This is a genomic window from Nocardia sp. NPDC050717 (assembly GCF_040654275.1).
GTDB lineage: Bacteria > Actinomycetota > Actinomycetes > Mycobacteriales > Mycobacteriaceae > Nocardia.
The window spans coordinates 470493-492610 of sequence record NZ_JBFAHR010000002.1 but is presented as its reverse complement, the minus strand read 5'-3'; the positions used below and the strand labels follow the sequence as shown (position 1 = coordinate 492610).

Sequence of the window (22118 nt, the reverse complement as noted above, 5' to 3'; positions counted from 1 at the left end):
AACCGCGTGGTCCGCTCCGGGTGGGCGGCTGCGGCGCCCGATTCGACCGGATACCATCAGCCTCAGCAGTCCGTCGCCGTTCCTCCGAGTACCGAGTGAGAGCAAACATGATTCTGGCCGCCGTCACCGATACCTTGGCGCAGATCGGCAATCCGACGCCCGAAGCACCGCCGATGTCGGACAAGATCCTGCAACTCGTGCGCTATTTCACCTGGTTCATTCTGCTCTCCGGTGTGATCGCCATCACATACGCGGGTGGTAAGTTCGCCTGGGAGAAGTGGACCGGCGGCGGCCTCGAATCGCCGAAGATGATCGCGGGCGCGATGATCGGCGGCGCGGTGGCCACCAGCGCGGGCACCATCATGAACGCGATGCTCTAGATTCCTTTCCGCTCGCGACGGCCCGTGGGTGCTCCGGGCCGCCGCGACCGGCGAGGAATCGGCCCGGGTTCGATTGCGGGGCAACAGAACCCGGGTCGTCCGGGAGTTCCGGGTGTCGAGTGTCGGCGCATGGCATCTACCTCCTTGTGTTCGCGCGGCCGGGTCGGACTAGGTGTCCAGGCGATCCAGGAAGGCGTACAGGTTCTCGCGGACCCGCTGCGCCTTCTCCTCCGCCGTCAGGTCCTCGCGGTACCTGCTGCCCAGCGCGGGACGCTTCTTGTTCCTGGCGTACAGCGAGCACGCCAGGTCGGTGCACATGTAGCTGCCGACCGTGTTGCCGCGACGGCCCGATTCCCCGGTCTTGTTGGCGGTCATCAGCGCGACGCCGCCGCCGGTGTGGGTGGTCAGGCAGATCGCGCACATCTGCGTCTTGCCCGAGCCGCCGGTCTCGTGCCGCATCGCGACCGCGACCAGCCTGCCGTCGCGCGGCACGGCGATATAGCAGCGCCCCGCGTACGACGGGTCGGTCCAGCCGAGGAAGTCCAGGTCGTCCCAGGGGCGGTCGGCGAGATCACGCGGCACGGACAGCCGTTTGGCGTCGCCCTTCGAGCAGTTGACGAACGACGACCTGATGTCGCGTTCGGTGACGGGTTCCATGGTGGTGCCCTTTCGGTTGTCGGTGAACAAACGGTAGACACGCTAACGATGCACCCTGACCACTGACAACCGAGTTTCTACCCGCCGACGATCCCCGCGGTGCGCGCGGCGCGGAGCCAGTCGGGGAATTCACCGAGCAGGCGGCGGTAGAGTTCGGCGTCCTCGACACGGTCGATGTCGTCGATGGCGAAGAAGCCCGCGTTGTCGACGACGCGGCCGTCGAGTTCGTCGAGGGTGCGCAGCACGCCGAAGTTGCCGGTGCCGAGGCCGATGAACTGCCAGAACGCGGGCAGGTGCGCGGCTTCGCGCATGAGGGCGGCGATCTCGCGCTTCTTGGCGAAACCGCCGTCGGTGAAGAACAGCACCAGCGTCGGCTCGATGGTGCCGGCGAGGGTGTCGATGACGGCGCGCATGATCGGCAGCTCGTCGTTGCGCCCGCCCATGGCGTCGTAGTCGATGCCGTCGTGGGTGCCGGTCAGGTGCAGGTAGGTCTGCGCCCAGTGGTCCCCGCTCGCGACGGTGATGTCGGGCAGCCGCGCGTAGCGCAGTGCGTACAGGTAGGCCTCGAGCGTGCCGTCGTCGTCGAGCTGGGTGGCGATGGGGATCATCCGTTCGACGACCCGGTGCACGGTGCCGCCGCGATACAGCTTCTGCATGCTGCCGGTCTTGTCGATCACCAGCACCACCCGCGCCCGCACCCCGAACGCGCTCTTGTCGATGAGCACCTTGGCGACTTCGCGCTTGCGCAGATCGAGCCGCTCACGCTTCTCGAACGACAACGCCGCCTCACCCGGCACCGTCCGCACCTGCGGCGGGGCAGCCACCGCAGGCGGCGCCACAACCTCCGGCTGCGCCGCCGCGACCGGCTCGTCGTCGACACTCACGCCGTGATCGGTGACCAGGTCGGCGAATCCGCCCGCGTAGCCCTGCCCGACCGCACGCACCTTCCACTGCTCACCGCGCCGATACAGCTCCACCGCGATCACCACCGACTCGCGGTCGAGCCCGTCGATCACGTACTCGTACAGCGGGTTCCCCGTCGCGTCGGCGACCGACGCGACGGGTGCGACGGACCCGCCGAAGGTGTCACCCTCGGTCGCGACGGTGAGCACCGCGCGGATCTGCGCGATCTCGGCGGGCACGGCGGCGAACGTCACGGCCAGCGCCGTACCGTCGAGCCGGACACCCGGCGCCGCGGGCTGATTGAAGAACACGAAGTCGGCGTCCGAGCGCACCTTTCCGGCGGCGGTCACCAGTAGCGCCGACAGGTCCGCCGCGACGCCGCCGCGCACGCTCAACACCACCTCCGGTGGCGTCGGCCCGGCGTTCTGACCCTTCACCAGCGCAGCAGTCACCGCTACTCCCTCATCCGTCGGCCGTGCTGCCCACACCCTAGACCGCGGCGAGCTCAGATCCAGCCCTTCTCCCTCGCTTTGAGGGCGGCCTCGTAGCGGTTGGCGACCCCGAGCTTGCTCATCGCGGAGGACAGGTAGTTGCGGGTGGTGCCCGGCGACAGATGCGCGCGGCGCGCGATGTCCTCGACCGAGGAACCGTCGGCGGCGAATTCGAGCACATCGGCCTCGCGCGCGGTGAGCACGGTGTCGCCTGCGCTGATCGCCTCCGCGGCGAGTTCGGGATCGACGTAGCGGCCGCCGGCGTGGACGCTGCGGATCACCTCGGCCAGGGTCGCCGCGGAGGTGGTCTTCGGCAGGAATCCGCGCACGCCTGCGGCGAGCGCGCGTTTGAGATAGCCGGGCCTGCCGTGACTGGTGACGATCACCGTGCCCGCGCCCGGCGTGATCCGCTGCAACTCCACGGCGGTGTCGATGCCGTCGATGCCCGGCATCTGCAGATCGATGACAGCCACGGCGACCGGCTCCCCCGCCGCCGCGCGCCGCCGCCAGAGCTCGACCAGTTCGGTCCCGGAGCCGACGTGGGCGATGACCGCCAGGTCGGCCTCCAGGTCGAGCATGGTGGCCAGCGCGGCCCGGATGAGGGTCTCGTCGTCGGCGAGGTAGACCGGAATCACAGTTTCTCCCAGTGGATTTCGAGGGCGAACTCGTCGCAGGTCGCGGTGACGTCCAGGGTCGCGCCCACGGCGGCGAGCCGTTCCCCGAGGCCGCGCAGCCCCGACCGTTCGCCGATCGCGGCGTGCGGGTGGTCGTTGCGCAGCGACATCCCGGCGCCGCCGAGTGCCAGGGTCGCCACCGAGGCGGCCGAGTGTTCGACGATATTGGTGGTGCCCTCGCGGACCACCCAGGCCGCCACCTCGTGGTAACGCGGTGGCACCTTGGCCGCGTCGCCTTCGACGACGAGGTCGCAGCCCACCGCCGACAGCAGCGACCGCGCGCCCGCCACCTCGCCGCGCAGGTCGATGTTGCGGTAGCCGCGCACCAGGGTGCGCATCTGGCCCATCGACTCGACCGCGAGCACGCGCACCTCCTCCATCTCGGCCTCGGCGCGCTCGTGGTTCCCCGACCGGGACAGTGCCACGGCCAGTTCGCTCTTCACCGCGATCGCGGAGAACCCGCGGCCCACGACATCGTGCAGGTCACGCGCGAAGCGCAGGCGCTCCTCGGCGACCTGTAGTTCGGCTTCGACGAGCTTGGCCCGGTCGAGTTCGTCGATGATGCCCAGGCCCCACACTGTGAGCACGGTGACCCCCACGGCGCAGGCACCGGTGAACAGGAAGACGAACGCGGCCCGCGGCCCCTCCCCCTGCGGTAGTCCGAAGACGGCCGCGGTGGCCAGGCCGAACCCCACCATCACCCACCACCGGTGCCGCACGAACGGGACGACGGCGAACATGGCGAACAGCGTCGCGAATCCACCCGCGGCGCGCGCGGTGCCCACGATCGACTCGTCGGCCGACACGAAGCTGAGCACCACGCCGATCACCCACAGGGCAGCCAGGAGCAGGGTTCCCACCGGCAGCATCCAGGGTCGCCGCACCTGCCCGCGCACCGTGGCGAACTCCGGTTGCGCCTCCACCGCCATGCACGCGGCGAGCCCGCCGAGCAGGATGACGACCACCACGGGCGCCGAGCCCGCGGTGGTCGCCGTCGCGACGATCACGCCGACGATGGCCGCCTGGTAGGCCAGCCGCGAGTACAGCCGGAACTTGGCCGCGCTCGACAGCTGGTGCCACCAGGCGGTCCACCGGCTCACCCGCGGTCGTCCCAGCGGAAGCTCTTGCGCGTCAGCGCGAACGCCAGGACGGTCCATAGCGCCAGTGTCGCAAACGGGCGGGCCGAGGCGGTGAGGGTGTCGGCGAGGCTCAGTACCGGATCGGACTCGGCCGCGGTCGCCGTCCGGCCCGCGGCGCCGAGGAAGACCAGGTCGGAGACGGCGGCGAACGGTGTCCAGTCGGCGAGGGCGGCGAGCCGATCGGGCAGGACGTTGCGCAGCGACATCATGCCGAGCATGGCCAGGATCATCACCGGCATGGAGGTGATCTGGGCGGCCTCGGCGTTCTTGGTGACCGCGCTCGTGGCCAGGGCGAGCAGCGCGAACACCACGGTGCCGCCGGCCAGGGCCGCCACCATGAGCAGCGGATTCACCGGTGCGGGCGCGCCGCTGCCGTAGACGCCCAGCGTGACGACGGCCGTGCAGCCGAGGGTCGCCAGGACCCCGGGCACCATGGGCGCGAGCTGGATCTGCCAGTCGGCGGCCTCGCCGGTGCGCAACCGTTTCAGCACGCCCTCACCGCGGCGGGTGGTCACCATCGACAGCACCGAGTAGTACTGCACGAACAGCAGGGCCATCAGCGCGAGCAGTTCGAAGGCGATCGCCGCCATCGCGGTGGTCGGCTCGTTGTCCTTGCGGACCAGGAAATAGGTGACCAGCGGGATGCCGATCGGGAACAGGGTCGCCAGGTAGACGAGGGTCTTGTTGCGCCGGAACTGCAGCCATTCGCCCTTGGCGAGGGCGGCGAGCGGGCGCGGGCGAGCCACGGTGAGGGTGGTCATCGGCGTGCTCCGATCAGTTCGGGAGTGGTCGGGCGCGCGCCCGCGATGTCGAGGAAGACCGATTCGAGGGAGGCCGCGCTGGCGTCGAGCCCGGCCAGCCCCACCCCGGATTCCCGGGCCCAGGCGAGCAATTCGTACAGGTGGCCCTGCAGATCGTCGGTGGTGACGGTGACGCGTTCGCGGGCCTCCACGCGGGCGCCGCGCAGGTGCGGCAGCGGCAGCCCGGGGTGGTCGAAGACGATCCGGGCCGGATGGCCCGCGACGATCTCGCGCAGCGTCCCGCGCCGCGCGACGGCGCCCTTGTCCATGATGGCGATGCGGTCGGCGAGCGATTCGGCCTCGTCGAGGTAGTGCGTGGTGAGCACCATCGTCACGCCCGCCGCCTTCAGGTCGGTGAGCAGTTGCCACGTGCGACGGCGGCTCTCCGGGTCGAGGCCGGTGGTCGGCTCGTCCAGGAACAGCAGCCGGGGCTGCCCGAGGAGCGCGCACGCCAGGTCGACGCGCCGCTGCTCGCCACCGGAGAGCGAGCCCACCCGCACCCCGGCGCGGTCGACCAGCCCCACCTGGGCGAGCACCGCGTCGACGGTGGTCGGGTTGCTGCACGTGCCCCGCCACATCTCGAGTGTCTCGGCGACGGTGAGTTCGGCGGGCAGCCCACCGGACTGCAGCATGATGCCGACCTGCGCCCGCACCTGCGCCCGGTCGCGCAGCGGGTCGAGCCCGAACACCTCGATCCGCCCCGCCGAGGGCGCGACGAGCCCTTCGAGCATGTCCAGCGTCGAGGTCTTGCCCGCGCCGTTGGTGCCGAGCAGCGCGAACACCTCCCCTTCGGCGATCTCGAGATCGACCCCGCGTACGGCCTCGAATGCCTGCTCCCCACGCCCGTAGCTGCGCCGCAGCCCCCGCGCGGAGACAACGATGTCTGTCATCGCGTTCCCCTTTCTCATGACCTCTACGGTCCCCGGAACGCGCGTCCGCCAGTAGTACGCGCGATCACCGGTTCCCGATGAGTTCCGCACGGGTGGGCGATGACAAAAGTCATTCCGGCTCAGCGGCCGGTGGCGCCGTCGATGAGCTCGCGGAGGATGTCGGCGTGGCCCGCGTGGCGGCCGGTCTCCTCGATCATGTGGGTGAGGGCCCAGCGCAGGGTGGGGGCCGGGCGGTTCGTCTTCGGGCGCGGGACGGCGGCGGTGAGGCCGGTGCAGCCGTCGATGACGGCGTTGGCCTCGGCGACGGTCGCGCGGTAGCGGGCGACGATGTCGTCGACGGTGTCGGTGGGCGACGGCGTGAACGTCGCCTGCCAGTCGGTCACCGTGCGCCCGAGGAACATCGCCGCCTCGACCTGGGTGAGATGCTCGAGCAGCCCGAGCAACGTCGTCCCCGACGCCACCGGCGAGGTCCGGGCCTGCGGCTCCGGCGCGCCGTCGACCTTCGCCGCGATGGAGTCACGCAGATAGTCGAGAAACCCGCGCAGCGTCTCGATCTCACTCCCCCCGGTCCGCGGCGGCGGCGTATCGCGGCGACGACCACTCGACATCGAATTCTCCTTCGCAGACGGCATCACCGACGAGCCTAGGCGCGTGGTCGCCGCGCCCGACTCGGGCCGCCGGTCAGCGGTCGCCGGCCTCGGTCGTCAGGAACACGACGAGGTCGCGGGGCAAGCCGTGCGTGTCGTGGAGGTAGTGGAAGTCGTCGTCGGTCAACGGACCGGTGAAGCGACTGTGGGACAAGATCTTTCGTCCGCGTTCGAGCAGCAGACGGAATTTGCGCTCCTCGTCGAGCAGGATCGGGCGGATCTCGCCGTGGTGGACGGTTTGCCGGAAGTGGTCGAGGGTGTGGTCGACGAGTTCGATCGGTAGGTCGGACAGGGTGCGGGTGGGGTCGTCGCGCCACAGGGTGGTGAGGGTGCGGCGGAGCAGGCGGCGCAGGATGTGCCCGCGCCCGGTCGGCGAGGGGGTGACGCCGTCACCGAGGACGACGATGCTCGATCGCAGATGGTCCGACAGCACGCGCAGCGACGGCTCGTCGAGCGGGCCCCAGATCCTGGGCAGGATGTCCATCCACGGCTGGAAGACGTCGATCTCGTAGACGGAGCGGGTGTTCCGCAGGACGCGCACCAGCCGCTCGAGCCCGAGGCCGGTGTCGATACCGGGTCTGCGCAGCGGTTCGAGGCTACCGTCCGGATGCCGGACGTAGCGCATCATGACGTGATTCCACACCTCCACCCACCGGTCGTCCGAGGTCGGGGTGCCTTGCGGCGGGCCATCGCCGGTCCATACGAAGATCTCCGAGTCCGGGCCGCAGAGCCCGGTCGGACCGTTCGACCACCAGTTCTCGTCCGTGGTCGGTTCGACCGGAACTCCCAATTCGTCCCAGGTGCGCCAGGATTCGTGGTCCGGCTCGACGCCGCCGCCCCCGCCGAACACCGTCACCGACAGCAGGTCCGGCTCGATGCCGAAGCCGTCCCGCAACAGCTCGAATCCCCAACGCAGACTTCGCGGCCCACCGTAGTCGCCGAGCGACCAGGACCCGAGCATGCCGAACACGGTGAGGTGGGTGTCGTCGCCGACCTCGTCGAGATCGGTGGTGCGCAAACACCGTTGGACGCCGGTGAGGCGCCTGCCCCGCGGATGCGGCTGTCCCATGAGGTAGGGCGTCAGCGGGTGCATTCCGGAGGTAGTGAACAGCACCGGATCCCCCGGCGGCGGAATGAGTGAGCCCCCGGGAATGTGTTCGTGCCCACATTCGCGGAAGAAGTCGAGAAAATTCTGAATGGTCTGTTCTGTGGTGATCATGGCGATTGCTCCTCGAAAGGGAAATCGACCGGAAAACGACCACACACGGCGGAACGGATACCGAAAACCGAGGCACACCAGCGGACCGTTTCCGGTCGCCGGGCGGGTGAAGAAGGTCAGGCGGCGGCAACCGGCGAGCGGAGAGCTCGCGCGGCGGCGGTGCGGCAAGTGGGATCGACCTTCATGGACGGCACGGTAGCAAGCACACGGCCCTGAGCACGACCGATTTTCGCGCGATCCGGGCACACGCGGCGTCGGCGGAAATCCCTGGGTCCACCAGCCGGAGACCCGTTCCACGCGGTCGCCATTGGCGGGATATTCGCTGGTCAGAGCAGAAAAGTGGGGCGGGTGGGGCTCGAACCCACGACCAGCGGATTATGAGTCCGCGGCTCTAACCGACTGAGCTACCGCCCCTGGCCGCGGGAGTCCGCGGGCGTGTCGCATGGTACCCGGTGGGGTGCGAGATTGACCACTCGGCGAGGGGGTGACGCACGGTGCCCGGTCGGCGCGGCGGCCGTTGCCCGCGTACCGACCGGGCACCGTGCGATCAACTCCTGTCGGCGCGCTCCCGCGCGCGTTCCCGATCACGGCGCTCGATATTTCCCCCTGGATTGCTGGCCAGCTTGATGACGCCGCCGACCAGCAGGAGAACCGCAACTATTACTGCGATAACAATCAGTCCCTGCACAGTATGAACTTATCGTGTATTCCGTTGCGGCGCACAATAAGTTACAATGACGCGCCGATCGTCAACAGGGTACGGCCCAGGGCGGAGCGGTTTTCGATGGCCGCGTGCGCGTCGGCGACCCGATCGAGCGGGAACGTCTGCCCGACAATCACTTCCACCCGGCCGTCGGCGACCGCGCGCTGCGCCCGCCGGGCGAGCGACGCCCAGTCGACCTCACCGCCGACGATGTCGAACAGCCCGAGCACCGAGACATCACGCGCGGCAGCGGCTTCGGTGTCGACCTGCGCGAAATCGCCTGCGGCGGAGCCGTACCCGAGGAACAACCCCTTGTCCGCCGCCGCGGTGAGCGCGCTGCCGCCGATCGCCCCGCCCGCCCCGTCGAAGACGACATCGGCTCCCCCGCCGGTGATCTCACGCACCTGGTCGGCCCAGCCGTCGACGGAGTAGTCGACGACCGCGCTCGCCCCGAGCCTGCGCGCAAGCGCCAGCTTCTCCGCGCCCCGCGCCGCGGCGACCACCTCGGCGCCGGCGGCCACGGCCAGCTGGGTGAGCAGGGTGCCGAGTCCGCCCGCGGCCGCGGTGATCAGGACCCGGTGGCCCGGCGCGAGGGCGGCACGGTCGAAGACCGCGAGCCCGGTGCGTCCGTCATGGGCGAGCGCGACGGCCTGCTCGGTGCTCAACCCGGATTCGATCTCGACCAGCGTGTCCGCCTTGGCGCGGGCCTGCTCGGCATAGCCGCCGATCGGCAGCCCGCCACCGACGCCGCTGGCCGCGGTCTGGGTGACGACCCGCTTGCCGAGCCAGCGCGGATCGACCTCGGCACCGACGACGGAGACGACACCGCCGACCGCGCCGCCGGGCACGTACGGCAGGCTCAGCGGGAAGAAGTCCTGCCCCCAGCCGCCGCGCAGCCTGGTGTCGAGGAACATCACGTCCGCGACCTCGACATCGACGACGACTTCCGCCGAACCCGGTCGGGGCGTGGGGATCTCACGCACCTCGAGCACTTCCGGACCGCCGAATTCCTTGACCTGCACCGCACGCATCGTGCCTCCTCCATGGTCTGCACCGGACGAAGTCCAGCATGGAACCTGAAGACAAGTTGAGGTCAACCGCGTGCGGCGTGGATCACACGATCAGGAACCGCCACCGCAGCTACTGCTGCTCCCGCCGCCACAGCTACTACTCGAGCCTCCGCCGCAACTGCTGCTCGAGCCGCCACCGCAACCGCTGCTCGAGCCGCCACCGCAACCTCCGGTGGACCCACTGCGGCAACCGCTGTTCGACGACCCGCCACCGCACCCCGGCCCGTGCTCGTGCGGCGGACTCGAGGACCCGCCGTACACCCCGTAGGTGCCCGCCGACCAGCCCGGGTCGGCGGCCTCGCGACGGCTTCTCGGGTCGGTCCGCCCGGCCAGGGAGATCACGAGCGCGACCAGCCCCGCGACAGCCAGCCCCGCGAGCAGGACGAACAGGATGATCAGCATCAACACCATCTCAGCAGGCTAGCCGCCGACGGCGACCTCGACACCACCGCGCGTAGTGGCCTTACAGTGAATTCGTGGTGCTCTCGTTCCTGCGACGCGGTCCGCGACCGATCGATCTCGATGTGGTCGACCGTGTCGTCGCCGATCTGCGGTTCCCCGACGCGATCTTCAAGACCTGCCCCTGGCAACCGCGCGAGCTCGTCGAAACCGGGCTGCGCCAATGGTTGCGCTGCTGCGGCGCGGCCCTGCGCGACGACCAGGTGATCGGCATGCCCTCGCACGCCGTCGACGAGGCCTGGCACGGATTCATCCTGTGCACCCAGCAGTACGCGGCGTTCTGCGCCGCGGCCTACGGCCGGTTCCTGCACCACTTCCCCGACGGCGCGGGCGACAGCGCACCCGACCACGGGTCGATGCTGGAACAACTCGGCCGCACGGTCGTGGCCTGGTCGCTGGTGGCCGGGCCGGACGAGCGGTGCGTGCTGTGGGATCTGGACCGCCACGTCGGCGTGGCCGAACCCTGGGGCGTGGACGCCCGGCACGTCGCCGCCGTGGAGGAGCGACGGCGCCGGGCCGACCTCGACTAGACGAGCTTCATCCGCCGGGCCGCGAGCCGGACCACACCGGGCGCGATCCGGTTAGCCCGGTACTGCAGCCAGGACTCCGGGGTCACCGGCACGATGTCGCGGCGCTTGCGCACCGCCTTCACGATCTGCGCGGCCACCCGGTCGGGGGTGTAGCCGCGCCGCTCGTAGAGCTTGTCGAACTTGGACTGCGTGGCCGCCTCCTCCTCGGCGGAGACACCCGAGATCCGGGTGGTGGCGACGATATTGGTGTGCACGATGCCGGGGCACACGGTCGAGACCGAGATGCCGCGATCGGCCAGTTCGGCCCGCAGGCAGTCGGAGAACATGAACACCGCCGACTTGCTGGTGGCATAGGCGGCCATGTCACGCTGCGGACTGTAGGCGGCCATGCTCGACAGGTTCACGATGTGGCCGCCGAGGCCGCGATCGGCCATCGCGGCGCCGAACGCGCGGCAGCCGTGCACCACGCCGTCGAGGTTGATCCGCAGCACCCGGTCGAACTCCTCGGTCGGGGTGTCGAGGAACGCGCCCGCCTGGCCGACGCCCGCGTTGTTGACCAGGATGTCGGGCACACCGTGGGTGGCGATCACCGTCTCGGCGTGCGCGCGCACCGCGTCCTCGTTCGACACATCCAGCGAATAGGGATGCGCCACACCGCCTTCGGCGGCGACCAGCTCGGCGGTCTCCTTCGCGGCGTTCTCGTTCACGTCCGAGACCACCACCTCGGCGCCGAGACGGGCGAAGGCCAGCGCCGTCTCGCGGCCGATGCCGCTGCCCGCGCCGGTCACGACCACCAGGTTGTCGTCGAACTCGCGCCGCGTGCGGCCGACCTCGGCCCTGGCCAGCCCACGCGGGACGCCGTTGCCCGCGAGCGCGTCGACGAGTTCGACGGTCGCGGTGGCCAGCAGTTCCGGATGCGAGAACGGCATCCAGTGCCCGGCGGGCACGTCGCGGCGCCACAGCCGGTCGGTCCACTTGCCCGAGTCGTCGTAGCCCGCGGGCCGCACGGCGACATCGCGGCCCGCCACGATCAGCTGCACCGGCACCTCGGTGCGCCGCTCACGAGGCGAGAGCATGCGCTGGACGATGTTGGCGCGGTAGATGAGCAGGCCGTCGACCATGTCGCGCCGGAAGGTCGGGCCGAGCCGCACATTGCTCGGCGCGGTGTCGTTCATCAGCGCGACCGCACGCTGCCAGACCTTTTCGGTGCCGATCGCGGTGAAGGTGGCGCGCGGCAGCACCGGCGTCATGAAGAAGGCGGTGTAGGCCGAGGACAGCGCCTGGGTGATCGGCTGCCAGATGTTGCGCGGAGTCGGCCGGGACAGGCGGGCCCGCACCCAGGCGGCGAGATGGTCCAGGTTGGGTCCGGACACGGAGGTGAACGAGGCGACGCGCTCGGTGGCCTGCGGCTCGCACACCGCCTCCCACACCTGCACCGAGCCCCAGTCGTGGGCGAGCACGTGCACCGGGCGGTCCGGGCTCACGGCATCGATGACGGCGTAGAAGTCGCGGGCGAGTTCGTCGAGGCGGAAGTCGGCGGTGCGCTGGGTGCGGGTGGACTCGCCGTGGCCGCGGGTGTCGTAGGCGACCACGTGGAAGCGCGTGGCCAGCAGCGGAATCACCTTGTCCCACAGGTGATGGGTGTCGGGCCAGCCGTGTACCAGCACGACGGTGTCGGCGGCGGCGTCACCGTATTCGAACACGGCGAGGTCGAAATCGCCGTTGCGGACGGTGCGCCGGTTCACGGGCGCTGGGGTATCGGCGGTCATTTCTGGTCGGACTCCTTGTCCTGGAACGGAACTCACAGGTCGAGCACCAATCGCTCACCGTGCGAACGGGATACGCAGGCGAGCATCACACCGGCGGCGTGCTCGTCGGCGGACAGCGTGTTCTCCCGATGATCGGGGTCGCCCGCCAGCACGCGCACCACACAGGTCCGGCAGAAACCCTGGCGGCACGAGTACGGCTGGTCGGGGCGGGCGGCGAGGATGACGTCGAGGGCGCTGCGGTCGGCGGGCACCTCGAGCACCGTGCCGGAGGCGGCGAGTTCGATCTCGAAGGCGGTGCCGTCCACGATGGGGGGCGGGGAGAACCGTTCGAAATGCAGCTCGACCTGGGGCATCGTGCGCACCGCGGCGACGATCGCCGAGGTCATCGGGGTCGGGCCGCACGCGTAGACGGCGGTGCCCGCGCCGACACCCGGCAGCAACGCGGCCGCGTCGGGCAGGCCGTGCTCGTCGTCGGTGCGCACCAGCACGTGCTCGCCGAAGCTCGCCAGCTCGGCCAGGAACGGGATGGTGTCGCGGGAGCGCCCGGTGTAGACCATGGTCCACGGCACGCCGAGGCGGTGCGCGAGCCGCGCCATCGGCAGGATCGGGGTGATGCCGATGCCGCCTGCCACGAAGTGCAATCGCTCGGCGGGCGAGCCGTGCCCCGGCACCGCGAACGGGAAGGCGTTGCGCGGCCCACGGACCACGAACTCGCTGCCGACCGGGAGCTCGTCGTGCACCTCGACCGAGCCGCCGCCGCCGTCGGGGATGCGGCGCACCGCGATCCGGTAGGCGCGGGTGTCGGCGGGGTCGCCGCACAGCGAGTACTGCCGCAGCCGACCCGAGGGCAGCTCGAGGTCCAGGTGCGCGCCCGCCCGCCAGGCGGGCAGCTCGCGGCCGTCCGGCGCGGCCAGCCGCAGGCTCACCACGTCCTGATCATGGGCGACGATCCGGCGCTCGGTCACCACCACGGGGAACCGCCGATCGTCGACGCGCGGACGCAGGTCGCGTCGATTGATCAGCGAGCTCCAGCGCAGCCGGGCCGTCGCGATCGCGTCGAGCACCCTGGTGCCGGGATCGTGCCGATGCTTGCCGTACAGGTCCCCTGGCAGCGCGTCCGGCACCTCGCGCACGGTCACGAGGCCGCCGCCCGCGCGGCGGGCGACTGGGCGAGGTAGGCGACGGCCTGCGCGGTCGAGCCGACGTTCTCCGGGCTGTAGCCGGGCTGGAACGTCGACAGCGCGCTGACCAGCAGCGACGGGATGCCGGGCAGCGCGCCCCGCCACATCGCGCCGAGCACCGAGGCGATGACGCGCGGATAGCCGTGATCGGGCAGTCGCGGATCCTGGTGCACCAGGAATTTCGCGCCGCGCACCACCAGGGCGATGAAGATCGGGAACACCAGCACCATCGAGGCGCAGCGCCGCACGTAGCCGACGCCGAAGTACTCGGCGACATCGTGGGCGACGTTGCGGTGCTCGACCTCCTCGGCGCCGTGCCAGCGGAACAGGTCGGCCATGCGCGGGTCGGCGCCGAACTTCTCCAGGTCGGCGTTGATCACCCAGTCGCCGAGCCAGGCGAAGAAGTGCTCGAGGCAGGCGATGAACGCCAGCCGTTCGACCAGCATCTGCCTGCCGGCGCGGTCGTCGCCGCCGCGGGGGCCCAGCGTCTTGCGGAACAGATATTCCATCTGGCGCACATAGGGTTCGGCGTCGATGCCGTTGGCGACGAGCACCTCGCGCAGGACCTTCTCATGGGTCTCCGCGTGCATGGACTCCTGCCCGATGAAGCCGAGCATGTCCTCGCGCAGTTTCTCGTCCTTCACGTAGGCCAGCGCCTCGCGGTAGGTGACGATGAACATGCGCTCACCCTCGGGCAGCAGCATGTTCAAGGCGCTGATCAGGTGTGACGCGTAAGGTTCCGCCGACATCCAGTGCAGGTCGACAGCCGACCAGTCGAAGGCCACATTGCGGGCCTGCAGCGCGACCTTTCCCGGATCCAGTTCCGGTCGCCGCGCGCTACGCCGAAGCAACTTCATCGGTACTCCTCGTCCTCCCGCGATACTCGTGCGAGTACCCGGCGCGCCGCTGCGCCGGTGATGCGGTTGGCACAATGATACACATATGTAGTATTCGAAGTAACAGTTAATTCTTCACCGCGGCGACCATCGGCCCGCGCTGTTTCCGTTCGCGATGCCCGGGTAGACGGCAGGCAGAAGCACCCGTCGAGATGTGGAGGTGTAGCGATGCCGCAGCAAGCATGGAGTGACAAGCGCGAACGGCAGTACAAGCACATCAAGGAGTCGCAGCGCGAGAAGGGCGTCGGCGAGGACCGGGCCGAGGAGATCGCGGCGCGCACGGTGAACAAGAACCGGGCGCAGTCCGGGGAGGCGAATCGGTCGAGCAAGCTCTCGCGCACCGACACCTCGCCGCAGCGGCGCGGTGGTCAGCGCGCCCATCGCAAGGGACCGCGCGGGCTCACCCGCGACCAGCTCTACGAGGAAGCCCGCCGTCGCAACATCGACGGCCGCTCGAAGATGAACAAGCAGGAGCTGGCCCACGCCCTCGGTCGCGACTGACCCCGCAACGAAAGGCGCGGCATGCAGATCGGATTCAAGTTGGCCGCCGAGGCGTTCGGCCCGAACGAGCTGGTGCGCCAAGCTGTTCGGGCCGAGGCCGCCGGCTTCGACTTCGTCGAGATGAGCGATCACTTCCATCCGTGGCTCGACGAGCAGGGCCACTCCCCCTTCGTCTGGACCGTGCTCGGAACGCTCGCCGCCCGCACCGAACGGATCGGCCTGGCCACCGGCGTGACCTGCCCGATCATCCGCTACCACCCCGCGATCATCGCGCAGGCCGCCGCGACCACCGCGCTGGTCTCCGACGGGCGCTTCACCCTTGGCATCGGCTCGGGTGAACGGCTCAACGAGCACGTCGTCGGCCGGGAGTTCCCGCCCGTGGCGACGCGGCAGGCGATGCTGCGCGAGGCGCTCGAGATCATCCGGCTGCTCTGGCAGGGCGGATATCGCAGCTACGACGGCCGCTACCTGTCGCTGTCGGACGCACGGGTGTTCGACCTGCCCGACCGGCTGCCCGACATCGCGGTGGCGGCGGGTGGCGCCGCGGCCGCGCGGATCGCGGCCGAACTGGGTGACGGGCTGTTCAGCACGGAGCCCAACGGCGAACTCGTGCGGACCTACCAGCACGCGGGCGGCACGGGACCACGCTACGCCGAACTCGGCGTCGCCTTCGCCGAGACCGAGCGCGAGGCCGCGGCGGCCGCGCTGTCGACCAATCGCTGGGCGGTCGGCGGCTGGAAGGTGATGAGCGAGCTGCCCAATCCGGCGAACTTCGCCGCCGCGACGACGACCGTGCGCGAGGACGACATGCTCGATGCCTTCGTCTGCGGCAACGACCCCAAACACTATGTCGAGGCGGTGCGGCAGTACACCGACGCGGGATTCGATCGCGTGGTCCTGATGAACGCGGGCCCGGACATGGACGCGTTCCTCGACTTCTACGCCGGCGAAGTCGATCCGCTCCTGCGCGCCGCGTCCGGCTGACCACAGGAAAGGGAGGTGACGCGGTGATCCGGGTGGGAACCTCCGGCTGGCAGTACCGCGACTGGCGCGGGCTGCTGTATCCCGACAACATGCCGGTGCGCCGCTGGCTCGAGCACTACGCCGAGTCCTTCGCGACGGTCGAGTCCAACAACGCCTTCTACCGGCTGCCGAGCCGGGACACCTTCGGCGCGTGGCGAACCCGCACCCCGAAGGACTTCCTGGTCTCGGTGAAGGCCAGCCGCTACCTCACGCACATCAAGCGCCTGCGCGACCCCGAGGAACCGGTACGCCGCCTGCTGGATCGGGCCGAGGGCCTCGGCGGCAAACTCGGTCCGATCCTGTTGCAGCTGCCGCCGACCCTGCGCGCGGACGCGCCCCTGCTCGACGACTGCCTGAGCTGCTTTCCGCGCTCGGTACGGGTGGCGGTGGAACCGCGCCACGAGTCCTGGTGGACCGACGACGTCCGCGGGGTGCTCGAATCGCACGGCGCGGCCCTGGCCTGGGCCGATCGGGACTCGCACCCGGTGACGCCGCGCTGGCGCACCACCGACTGGGCCTATCTGCGGCTGCACGCGGGCCGCGCCTACCCGCCGCCGCACTACGGTCGCCAGGCCCTCGACAGCTGGGTGCACCGGCTGCTCGACAGCTGGCCCGCCGAGGCCGACCTGCACGTCTACTTCAACAACGATCCGGGCGGGGCGGCGGTCGGCGACGCGATCACCTTCGCGCGGCTGGCCGACCGGGCCGGCGCGCCCGTCACCCGGGTGCCCGAACCGGCCAAGGCCACGGCGGGGCCGTCCCGATGACGAAGTATCCGGGTGCGGCGCAATACGTTCCACGCACCGACGACCTCGCGACGGTGCGTGCCGCCGCCGCACGGTGTCACGGGTGCGATCTCTATCGCGACGCCACCCAGACCGTCTTCGGCGCGGGCTCCACCACGGCCGACACGGTGCTGGTCGGCGAACAGCCCGGCAACGACGAGGATCTCGACGGGCACCCGTTCGTCGGCCCGGCGGGGCACCTGCTCGATCGCGCGCTCACCGAGATCGGCGTCGACCGCGACACGCTGTATCTGACCAACGCGGTCAAGCACTTCCGGTTCGTCGAACGCGGCAAGCGCCGCATCCATCAGCAACCGCGCCGGACCGAGATCGTGGCCTGCGCGCCGTGGCTGGCGACCGAACTGGAACTCATCGCTCCGAAGCTGGTGATCTGCCTCGGCGCGATCGCCACCCAGTCGGTGCTCGGCCCGCAGGCGAAGGTCACCGAGCTGCGCGGACAGGTCGTCGACGGCGAGCACCACCGGGTCGGGGTGACCGTGCACCCCGCCTCGGTCCTGCGCGCGGAGGACCGAGCGCGGGCCTACACCGCGTTCGTCGACGACCTGCGGCGCCTGTTCGCGGCAGGGTGAGACCGGGTCACCAGCCCGGATCGGTGTCCATCGGCACGTTGATCCAGCTCGGCCGCGCCGGATCGAGCTCCAGGTGCTGGGTGCGCAGGCCGCTCTCGTTCAGCAACGGCCGCAACGGGATTCCGCTGGGGAAGTTGCTCGCGAACACGTCCACGCGCAGCCGGTGGCCGGGCTGCAGCACGCCGTCGGTGGCGCGGACGCCGATGTCGATGGTGGTCGGTTCTCCCGGCACCACCGGCTGGCGGGTGTCGAGGGTGAGGATCGGATACGGATCGGTGTAGTCGCCGTTGGGCGAACGGGTCGACTTGCCGTCGTCGACCGCGCGCAGCGAGGCCATCAGCTGACCCTGGGTCCACACGGTCGAGCGACCGTCGGGGGCAACATCGTTGACCGTGACGGTCCAGTACCCGTCGGTCGCATCGAGCACGGTGTTCAGGTGCGCGGCGATCGCGCCGGAGATGCGGGTCGGCTGGGTGACCGGGGCGGAGGTGAAGGTGAGCGCGGCGCCCTCACTGATCCTGGCGTCCTCCACGCAGACATCCGGCAGCGGCACCAGGCCCGCCGTGCCCTGCGCGGCGTCGCGCGAGCAGATCGTGGTCAGGCTCGGGTCGACCGAGATCCGCTGTGCCGCACCGGGCGCGGCGACCAGGCTGCCGTCGTACCTGGCGCCCGGCGCGGTCCCCGACGGCGCGCCGTCCAGGTAGAGCCGCCGGTGCTGCATCCCCGGCCGCGGGAAGGCGACGTCGGAGGTCCACTGCTCGCTGCCCTGCTGCCACAGGGTGACCGGCTCGTACCGGTCGACGCCGTTGTCGATGCCCTTGAGCCACTTGTCGAACCAGGCCCGCTGCAACGATTCCAGCGGTGCGGGCGCACCGGCCTGGCCGAGGCCCGAGCTCACCGTCACGTGGTAGACGTCGCCCATGATGAGCTTCTTCTGCTCGGCGGGCACGTCGACGGCGTTGTAGATGCGCGGGGTCGAGTAGGTGAAGATGTCGTGCCAGCCGCCGTAGAGGAACGTCGGCACCCGCACCTGCTCGGGGTCGCCGACCCAGGCGGTGCGCAGCGGGCTCTCGTCGTCGAGGATCGAGGCCATCTCCGGCGGGATCTGCTCCACGGTCGGCGTGGTCAGCGCCGCGATGAGGACATTGAAGAAGGTGAACGGGTCGCGCACCCGGTCGGCCAGCCACTGCCAGTCGAACTTGCCGCTCAGGATGGAGACCAGATCCGGCAGCAGTTTCGCGCCGTCGACGGCGAGCAGCCAAGCGGGGATGAAGCCGATGCCGAGCGCGCCACCGGGCGCGGCGACATCGCGGATGAGGTCGCTGCCCGGCACGATCGGGAAGATCGCCTTCAGCGCCTCGGGTTGCCGCTGCGCGGTCTGCAGCTGATTGATCCCCGAGTAGGAGATGCCGCTCATGCCGATCTTGCCGTTCGACCAGCCCTGCTTCGCGGCCCAGTCGACCACCTCGACGCCGTCGAGCTGTTCGCGTTCGCCGAACACCTGCCAGGTGCCCTGGGAGAATCCGGTGCCGCGCACGTCGACGACGACCTGGGTGTAGCCGCCACGGATCAGATTGCGGTCGACACCGAAGGTGCGGGCGGCGCCGCCGGGCAGCGCCTTCATCATGTCGCTGAGGGTGCTGAAACCGAACGGGGTGAAGTCCAGATTCTGCAGCACCGGCATGAGCAGGTCCGACAGCCCTGGCACCGACAGCGTCGAGTCGGCGATGTTGGAGACCAGCTTGGTGTAGGGCGTCATGTTGACGATGGTCGGGGTCGGCTCGGTGATCGGCTGACCGTCGGCGCCCGCCGGGTGATAGACGTTGGCTTTCAATACCGTTCCGTCACTCATGGTGATCGGCACGTCCCATTCGATGAAGACGTTCGGGTATTGCTGTGGCCCGTTGTGGGTGGCGACGAACTGCGCGTCCAGGCCACCGTTGGCAGGCAATGCCCGGCCGACCGGGGCCGAGGCGACCGCCCCCACCAACACCACGACAGACGCGACCAGGGCGGCGAATCGCCCTCGATGTTTGATCATGCTTCGGTCTCAGCCCTCCACCATCGGGAACCACGACGTTCCCGTACCGGGAAGTAACGTAGCCTGCGTCACGTTCGATCGCAAGAACATGTTCCCGGCGATCCCCACGCGCGCGGCGGCCCCGAGACCGCACCTGACAGAATCGGTGTCGTGAGCGCGCCCGAACTCGATCCCGACGGACGCAGGTACCGCGGTGCCGCGCCCGGACAGCGGCAGCGGGAGCGCCGGACCCGGCTGATCGAGGCCGCGACCGAGGCCTTCGGCACCGAGGGTTACCGCAACACCACCGTCATCACGCTGTGCACCGCGGCCGGGGTCGGCAAGCGGTACTTCTACGAATCCTTCACCGACAGTGAGGATCTGCTGCTCGAGGTGTATCGCGAGGTCACCGCGCGCATGCTCGGGGCGATCCATCTCGGCATCGGCGACACCGACGCCGACATCGACACCAGGGTGCGCGGCGCGCTGACGGCGTACTTCCAGCTCATCCGCGACGACCCCCGGGTGCCGCGGATCGCCTTCTTCGAGATCCTCGGCGTGAGCCCGACGGTCGATCGCGCCTATCACGACGTCCTCGACGCGCTGGTCGACATCTGCCTGGCCCTGCTCACGCCGTATGTCGACCTGGACAACCACCCCGAGGCGAGCGTGCGGATGGTCGTCCTCGGCCTGGTCGGCGCCATCCTGATCATCGCCCAGAAGTGGGTCCTCGACGACTACCGCCAGCCGCTGGCCGACGTCGTCGACAGCGGCTTCCTCGTCGTCACCGCCGTCCTCGCACGCATCGCGTCCACCACCGAATAGTGCCGCGTCAGAACGTCGTTCGCGCGCCGATACCGTCCAGCAGCGCGGCGAGCCCGAACCGGAAGGTGCTGTCGGGAGCGGCGTTGTAGCCGGTGCCGGCGGCCCGCTCGATGCGGGCGCGCAGGTGCGGGAACTCCCCCGCGATCGCGGTCGCCTCCGCCATCGCCGCCGCCAGTGGAGTTTCCGGGTCGGCGCCGCCCTTGCTCAGCCGTCGGCGCAGCGAGACATTCGCCGCGGGGCCGGTGGCGTTGCCGAGGACGAACAGGAAGATCGCGGCCACGGCGCGATCGGCGGCATCGTCGTCGAAGCCGGCCGCCTCGAACAGCGCCAGCGCGTGCTCGTCGTGCCGGGACTTGTTGGGGCCGTACAGCAGATGACTCGCCTGGGCCTGCACCAGCCAGGGATGCCGGGCGAGCACGGTGTACATCCCGGTGGCCATCGCCTCCGCCGCGGCACGCCAGTCGGTGGCGGCGGGGTCGGGCAGGGTCATCTCGCCCCACACCTCGTCGACGGCGAGGCGAACCAGGTTGTCCTTGTTCCGCACGTGCCAGTACATGGCGGTCGGGGCGGAGTCGAGACGCTGGCCGAGGCTGCGCATGTTCAGTCCGTCGAGGCCGTCCGCGTCGAGCAGTTCGATCGCCGCGCCGACGATCTGCTCCCTGGTCAAGGTGTCGCGTGCCATGCCGCCACGATAGGCGCGCGCCGCCGACTTTCACAAAGTTCAAGCAGGCTCTTGCACTTAGTTCAAGTGAGGCGCTATGGTTCTTTTACTTAGTTCAAGTCGGATCGGAGCACCCCATGAACACCCTGGTCGCCCTCATCGAGATCGCCATCGCCGCCGCGTTTCTGAGCATGCCGGTCGTGCGGCACCGCTACGGCAAGGCCGCCATGGCGACCGCGCAGGCCGAGTTGGCCAGGCAGGGCGTGCGCACCACCGCGCTGCACGAGCACGGCATGCGCTTCGACGCCAGCGGTCACGAGAGCGCCGCCCCGCTCGGAGTCGCCGCGATCATGCTCACCGCGGCCACGCTGAACCTGGCCGGTCTCGACCTCGCCCGCCCGGTGAACTGGGTCGTACTCGGGCTGGTCCTCCTCGGCAACTGCGTGATCGTCTACAGCAATCTCACCGCGGCGAAGTCGGTGACGGCCGCGTTCGCCAGGACCGGCGATCCCGAGCTGGCCCGCATCGATGTCCCCGCCCTGCTCGACCGCGCCGAGGCCGGCTTCCCGGCCTGGACCTGGACCCTCCAGAAGGTCCGCAACACCGTGGTTTTCGGCGGCGCACTGCTCGGGCTCGCGGTCTCGATCCTCGGCTGAGTACCCGGACGACGACGCCACGGCCGCACGGCCGTGGCGTCGTCGCGTGTCGCACTAGGGCACGACGAGCACGGCCACCCCGACCACGATGTCGATCAGACCGCAGAACTCCGCGAAGCTTCCGGCGACGGTGCGGCGGGCGTGCCGGTGTTCGTAGTCCCACAGTCCGTGCCCGATCCACCCGGCCGCCACGAGCGCCCTGGCCACCCCGAGATCGGCCCGCTGGGCGAGCACGGCGACGGCGGTGAACACCACGAATCCGGCGAGCTGCAGCAGGAACACCCGATCGATCCGCCCGGTGGCCGCGGCGTACCCGACGACGAGCACCGCGATCGCCGCCAGCACGGCCGTGGTCGGCACCCGATCCCACACCCCGAGCAGCGCCACCAGCAGGGCGAGGGAGCCGAAGACGAGCCAGGTCCGGTCCGGTCTGCCGAGCGCGGCGGTGACCAGGTAGATCAGTGGGAGCACCACCAGTAGTTCGGCCAGTGCGCGCACCGTGTTCTCGGCCCCGGTGGGCCAGATCAGGACGAGCAATACCAGCGCGATCGCACTCGGCCAGCGCCGCACCAGGTGGAACCGCCGGTCCCACTGCGTGATTCGTTCCCTGGTCACCGTCATGACCCACCTCCGTCGAGCACCATGGATT

Annotated in this window: 23 protein-coding genes and 1 tRNA gene; 8 read left to right on the top strand and 16 right to left on the bottom strand. The window is 70.1% G+C overall.

The genetic code is table 11. The annotated features are described in order from the left end of the window. The first annotated feature begins 107 nt into the window (after positions 1–107). Complete coding sequence (locus tag AB0H56_RS08355; RefSeq protein WP_110040220.1) at positions 108–380, top strand: hypothetical protein; 273 nt, start codon at positions 108–110, stop codon at positions 378–380. A gap of 168 nt (positions 381–548) precedes the next feature. On the opposite strand, the gene AB0H56_RS08350 is transcribed toward AB0H56_RS08355, so the two are convergent. From AB0H56_RS08350 to AB0H56_RS08305, 10 genes are all read right to left on the bottom strand, one after another. Further along, complete coding sequence (locus AB0H56_RS08350) at positions 549–1037, bottom strand: FBP domain-containing protein (RefSeq protein WP_357159099.1); 489 nt, start codon at positions 1035–1037, stop codon at positions 549–551. 77 nt (positions 1038–1114) lie between these two features. Further along, positions 1115–2392: a VWA domain-containing protein gene (locus AB0H56_RS08345; protein ID WP_357159096.1), complete on the bottom strand. Its 1278-nt coding sequence runs from the start codon at positions 2390–2392 to the stop codon at positions 1115–1117. Positions 2393–2445: 53 nt separating this feature from the next. Next, positions 2446–3066 carry a response regulator transcription factor gene (locus tag AB0H56_RS08340; RefSeq protein ID WP_357159093.1) on the bottom strand — a complete coding sequence of 207 codons (621 nt, stop codon included), beginning with the start codon at positions 3064–3066 and terminating at the stop codon, positions 2446–2448. Beyond that, entirely contained in the window at positions 3063–4205 is a 1143-nt protein-coding gene (locus AB0H56_RS08335; protein WP_357159091.1) for a histidine kinase, read from the bottom strand. The genes AB0H56_RS08340 and AB0H56_RS08335 overlap by 4 nt, the downstream gene beginning before the upstream one ends. Beyond that, positions 4202–5005, bottom strand: a complete 804-nt coding sequence (locus AB0H56_RS08330) for an ABC transporter permease (RefSeq protein ID WP_357159088.1) — start codon at positions 5003–5005, stop codon at positions 4202–4204. The genes AB0H56_RS08335 and AB0H56_RS08330 overlap by 4 nt, the downstream gene beginning before the upstream one ends. Then, positions 5002–5934, bottom strand: coding sequence for an ABC transporter ATP-binding protein (locus AB0H56_RS08325; RefSeq protein WP_357159085.1), 933 nt, complete (start codon positions 5932–5934; stop codon positions 5002–5004). Before AB0H56_RS08325 ends, AB0H56_RS08330 begins: the two co-directional genes overlap by 4 nt. A gap of 119 nt (positions 5935–6053) precedes the next feature. Further along, entirely contained in the window at positions 6054–6542 is a 489-nt protein-coding gene (locus AB0H56_RS08320) for a DinB family protein (protein ID WP_357159082.1), read from the bottom strand. A gap of 73 nt (positions 6543–6615) precedes the next feature. Next, complete coding sequence (locus AB0H56_RS08315) at positions 6616–7800, bottom strand: alanine--tRNA ligase-related protein (RefSeq protein ID WP_357159079.1); 1185 nt, start codon at positions 7798–7800, stop codon at positions 6616–6618. A gap of 340 nt (positions 7801–8140) precedes the next feature. Beyond that, positions 8141–8214, bottom strand: a tRNA-Ile gene (locus AB0H56_RS08310). Positions 8215–8529: 315 nt separating this feature from the next. Further along, positions 8530–9534: a zinc-binding dehydrogenase gene (locus AB0H56_RS08305; protein ID WP_357159076.1), complete on the bottom strand. Its 1005-nt coding sequence runs from the start codon at positions 9532–9534 to the stop codon at positions 8530–8532. A gap of 515 nt (positions 9535–10049) precedes the next feature. Here AB0H56_RS08305 and AB0H56_RS08300 point away from each other — a divergent pair. Beyond that, positions 10050–10562: a hypothetical protein gene (locus AB0H56_RS08300; protein ID WP_357159073.1), complete on the top strand. Its 513-nt coding sequence runs from the start codon at positions 10050–10052 to the stop codon at positions 10560–10562. Here AB0H56_RS08300 and AB0H56_RS08295 read toward each other — a convergent pair. The 3 genes from AB0H56_RS08295 to AB0H56_RS08285 are packed head-to-tail and all read right to left on the bottom strand — an operon-like array spanning position 10559 to position 14369. Next, positions 10559–12331, bottom strand: coding sequence for an SDR family oxidoreductase (locus tag AB0H56_RS08295; protein WP_357159070.1), 1773 nt, complete (start codon positions 12329–12331; stop codon positions 10559–10561). The two genes, AB0H56_RS08300 and AB0H56_RS08295, sit on opposite strands and share 4 nt — an antisense overlap. Positions 12332–12363: 32 nt before the next feature. After that, positions 12364–13470: a PDR/VanB family oxidoreductase gene (locus AB0H56_RS08290; protein ID WP_357159067.1), complete on the bottom strand. Its 1107-nt coding sequence runs from the start codon at positions 13468–13470 to the stop codon at positions 12364–12366. Next, positions 13467–14369, bottom strand: coding sequence for a metal-dependent hydrolase (locus AB0H56_RS08285; RefSeq protein WP_357159064.1), 903 nt, complete (start codon positions 14367–14369; stop codon positions 13467–13469). Before AB0H56_RS08285 ends, AB0H56_RS08290 begins: the two co-directional genes overlap by 4 nt. Before the next feature lie 207 nt (positions 14370–14576). On the opposite strand from AB0H56_RS08285, the gene AB0H56_RS08280 reads away from it, so the two are divergent. From AB0H56_RS08280 to AB0H56_RS08265, 4 genes are read left to right on the top strand one after another with little or no spacing between them, the layout of a single operon-like run. Next, positions 14577–14909 (top strand): plasmid stabilization protein, encoded by a 333-nt coding sequence (locus AB0H56_RS08280; RefSeq protein WP_357159061.1) that lies wholly within the window; start codon positions 14577–14579, stop codon positions 14907–14909. 21 nt (positions 14910–14930) lie between these two features. Then, positions 14931–15893 (top strand): TIGR03557 family F420-dependent LLM class oxidoreductase, encoded by a 963-nt coding sequence (locus AB0H56_RS08275; RefSeq protein WP_357159058.1) that lies wholly within the window; start codon positions 14931–14933, stop codon positions 15891–15893. A 23-nt stretch (positions 15894–15916) separates the two neighbouring features. Continuing rightward, the gene (locus AB0H56_RS08270) at positions 15917–16699 is read left to right on the top strand and encodes a DUF72 domain-containing protein (RefSeq protein WP_357159055.1); all 783 of its coding nucleotides are present in this window, start codon (positions 15917–15919) and stop codon (positions 16697–16699) included. Further along, positions 16696–17307: a UdgX family uracil-DNA binding protein gene (locus AB0H56_RS08265; RefSeq protein WP_357159052.1), complete on the top strand. Its 612-nt coding sequence runs from the start codon at positions 16696–16698 to the stop codon at positions 17305–17307. The genes AB0H56_RS08270 and AB0H56_RS08265 overlap by 4 nt, the downstream gene beginning before the upstream one ends. A 7-nt stretch (positions 17308–17314) precedes the next feature. On the opposite strand, the gene AB0H56_RS08260 is transcribed toward AB0H56_RS08265, so the two are convergent. Further along, complete coding sequence (locus AB0H56_RS08260) at positions 17315–19348, bottom strand: CocE/NonD family hydrolase (protein WP_357159049.1); 2034 nt, start codon at positions 19346–19348, stop codon at positions 17315–17317. Positions 19349–19498: 150 nt separating this feature from the next. Between AB0H56_RS08260 and AB0H56_RS08255 the strand changes: the two genes are divergently transcribed. Beyond that, positions 19499–20152 carry a TetR/AcrR family transcriptional regulator gene (locus AB0H56_RS08255; RefSeq protein WP_357159046.1) on the top strand — a complete coding sequence of 218 codons (654 nt, stop codon included), beginning with the start codon at positions 19499–19501 and terminating at the stop codon, positions 20150–20152. A gap of 7 nt (positions 20153–20159) precedes the next feature. Here AB0H56_RS08255 and AB0H56_RS08250 read toward each other — a convergent pair whose 3' ends face one another. Then, entirely contained in the window at positions 20160–20834 is a 675-nt protein-coding gene (locus AB0H56_RS08250; protein ID WP_357159043.1) for a TetR/AcrR family transcriptional regulator C-terminal domain-containing protein, read from the bottom strand. Between the two features lie 116 nt (positions 20835–20950). On the opposite strand from AB0H56_RS08250, the gene AB0H56_RS08245 reads away from it, so the two are divergent. After that, positions 20951–21469 carry a hypothetical protein gene (locus AB0H56_RS08245; protein ID WP_357159040.1) on the top strand — a complete coding sequence of 173 codons (519 nt, stop codon included), beginning with the start codon at positions 20951–20953 and terminating at the stop codon, positions 21467–21469. A 54-nt stretch (positions 21470–21523) separates the two neighbouring features. On the opposite strand, the gene AB0H56_RS08240 is transcribed toward AB0H56_RS08245, so the two are convergent. Next, positions 21524–22090, bottom strand: a complete 567-nt coding sequence (locus AB0H56_RS08240; protein ID WP_357159037.1) for a hypothetical protein — start codon at positions 22088–22090, stop codon at positions 21524–21526. Between the last annotated feature and the right edge of the window lie 28 nt (positions 22091–22118).

Excerpts from the sequence above, each read along its gene's own strand:
- AB0H56_RS08355 (WP_110040220.1), top strand. The coding sequence starts at position 108 with ATGATTCTGGCCGCCGTCACCGATACCTTGGCGCAGATCGGCAATCCG.
- AB0H56_RS08350 (WP_357159099.1), bottom strand. The coding sequence starts at position 1,037 with ATGGAACCCGTCACCGAACGCGACATCAGGTCGTCGTTCGTCAACTGC.
- AB0H56_RS08330 (WP_357159088.1), bottom strand. The coding sequence starts at position 5,005 with ATGACCACCCTCACCGTGGCTCGCCCGCGCCCGCTCGCCGCCCTCGCC.
- AB0H56_RS08325 (WP_357159085.1), bottom strand. The coding sequence starts at position 5,934 with ATGACAGACATCGTTGTCTCCGCGCGGGGGCTGCGGCGCAGCTACGGG.
- AB0H56_RS08320 (WP_357159082.1), bottom strand. The coding sequence starts at position 6,542 with ATGTCGAGTGGTCGTCGCCGCGATACGCCGCCGCCGCGGACCGGGGGG.
- AB0H56_RS08315 (WP_357159079.1), bottom strand. The coding sequence starts at position 7,800 with ATGATCACCACAGAACAGACCATTCAGAATTTTCTCGACTTCTTCCGC.
- AB0H56_RS08305 (WP_357159076.1), bottom strand. The coding sequence starts at position 9,534 with ATGCGTGCGGTGCAGGTCAAGGAATTCGGCGGTCCGGAAGTGCTCGAG.
- AB0H56_RS08295 (WP_357159070.1), bottom strand. The coding sequence starts at position 12,331 with ATGACCGCCGATACCCCAGCGCCCGTGAACCGGCGCACCGTCCGCAAC.
- AB0H56_RS08285 (WP_357159064.1), bottom strand. The coding sequence starts at position 14,369 with ATGAAGTTGCTTCGGCGTAGCGCGCGGCGACCGGAACTGGATCCGGGA.
- AB0H56_RS08280 (WP_357159061.1), top strand. The coding sequence starts at position 14,577 with ATGCCGCAGCAAGCATGGAGTGACAAGCGCGAACGGCAGTACAAGCAC.
- AB0H56_RS08275 (WP_357159058.1), top strand. The coding sequence starts at position 14,931 with ATGCAGATCGGATTCAAGTTGGCCGCCGAGGCGTTCGGCCCGAACGAG.
- AB0H56_RS08265 (WP_357159052.1), top strand. The coding sequence starts at position 16,696 with ATGACGAAGTATCCGGGTGCGGCGCAATACGTTCCACGCACCGACGAC.
- AB0H56_RS08260 (WP_357159049.1), bottom strand. The coding sequence starts at position 19,348 with ATGATCAAACATCGAGGGCGATTCGCCGCCCTGGTCGCGTCTGTCGTG.
- AB0H56_RS08250 (WP_357159043.1), bottom strand. The coding sequence starts at position 20,834 with ATGGCACGCGACACCTTGACCAGGGAGCAGATCGTCGGCGCGGCGATC.
- AB0H56_RS08245 (WP_357159040.1), top strand. The coding sequence starts at position 20,951 with ATGAACACCCTGGTCGCCCTCATCGAGATCGCCATCGCCGCCGCGTTT.
- AB0H56_RS08240 (WP_357159037.1), bottom strand. The coding sequence starts at position 22,090 with ATGACGGTGACCAGGGAACGAATCACGCAGTGGGACCGGCGGTTCCAC.